The 1,568-nt window shown below is 67.0% G+C and carries 1 protein-coding gene; it reads left to right on the top strand.

Annotated features, from left to right (window positions below):
• Positions 1-1,568 (top strand): condensation domain-containing protein (locus tag G4D83_RS45170; protein ID WP_163871157.1); only part of this gene is annotated, 1,568 nt, incomplete at both ends.

The raw sequence follows: 1,568 nt of genomic DNA, 5'->3' as shown, positions 1-1,568 counted from the left end.
CCTTCGCTCAGCAGCGTCTCTGGTTCATCGACCAGCTCCAGCCCGGCTCCTCCACCTACAACATGCCCTCCTTCGTCCGCCTGGACGGGCATCTCGACATCAACGCGCTCCAGCTCAGCTTCGATGAACTCGTCCGTCGCCACGAAGCGCTCCGCACCACGTTCTTCGAACTGGATGGTCAGCCGTTCCAGCGCATCACGCCCGAGGGCCATCTCCCGCTGGTGCGTGTGGATCTCCGAGGCCTCGACGCGGAGACCGCGCACCAGGAGGTCCAGCGCGGACTGAGGGAGGAGTACCAGCGGCCCTTCGACCTCTCCACGGGTCCGCTCATCCGCGCTCAAATCCTGGAGCTGAGCGACACCGAGCATGTGCTCGCGCTCAACATGCACCACATCGTCTCCGACGGTTGGTCCCTGGGCGTGCTCATCCAGGAGATCGCCGCGCTCTACGACGCCTTCTCCCATGGCAGGCCGTCGCCGCTCGCGCCGCTCTCCATCCAGTACGCTGACTTCTCCGTCTGGCAGCGCGGCTGGCTCCAGGGCCCCGTGCTCGACGCCCAGATTGCCTACTGGCGAAAGCAGCTCACGGGCGTCCTCCCGCTGGCGCTGCCCATCGACAAGGCCCGGCCTCCGCTGCAGACGTTCCGAGGGTCCACGCTGCCGGTCTTCCTCTCGAAGCCCGTCTCGGATCAGCTCAAGGCCCTCGGTCAGCGTGAAGGCGCTACGCCGTTCATGCTGCTGCTCGCGGCATGGCAGCTCCTGCTCGCCCGCTACTCGGGACAGGAAGACATCGCCGTCGGCTCGCCCATCGCTGGCCGCCACCGCTCGGAAGTCGAAGGGCTCATCGGCTTCTTCATCAACACGCTCGTGCTTCGCTCCCATGTCGATTCACGCGGGTCCTTCCTCCAACTGCTGCGACAGGTGAAGGAATCCGCGCTGGGTGCGTACGCCCATCAGGACATTCCCTTCGAGCGGCTCGTCGAGGAGCTCCAGCCCGCGCGCGACATGAGCCGCAGCCCGCTGTTCCAAGCACTCTTCGCGCTTCAGAACACGCCTGAGTCCGCCATCCAGAAGACGGAGCTGACGCTCAGCCCCGTGGACCTGGGCAGCGTGGCGGTCACCGCCAAGTTCGAGCTTCAGTTGAACCTGACGGAGGTGTCTGAAGGTGTCTTCGGAGGACTCGGCTACAACTCCGACCTCTTCGAGCGCTCCACCATCGAGCGCATGGCGCGGCACTTCGAGCTGCTCGTCGAGTCCCTCGTGGCTCGGCCCGAGGCCCCGCTCTCCGCGCACGCCATGCTGACCGACGAGGAGCGGCGAAGCGTCCTCGTGGACTGGGCCTCGGCTCCCGCGCACGTCTCTCCCGACTCCACCATGCCCGCTGTCTTCGCCGACGTCGTCGCTCGCGCTCCTGACTCCGTCGCCGTCCTCTTCGGAGACGCCTCCCTCACCTACCGCCAGCTCGACGAGCGCTCCAATCAGCTCGCCTGGCACCTGCGCTCCCTCGGCGCCACCACCGACTCCCGCGTCGCCATCGCCGTCGACCGCTCCGTCGAGCTCATCGTCGCC

It is taken from the genome of Myxococcus eversor (assembly GCF_010894455.1).
GTDB classification, from domain to species: Bacteria; Myxococcota; Myxococcia; order Myxococcales; family Myxococcaceae; genus Myxococcus; species Myxococcus eversor.
This window is presented reverse-complemented; position numbering and strand designations above follow the sequence as displayed.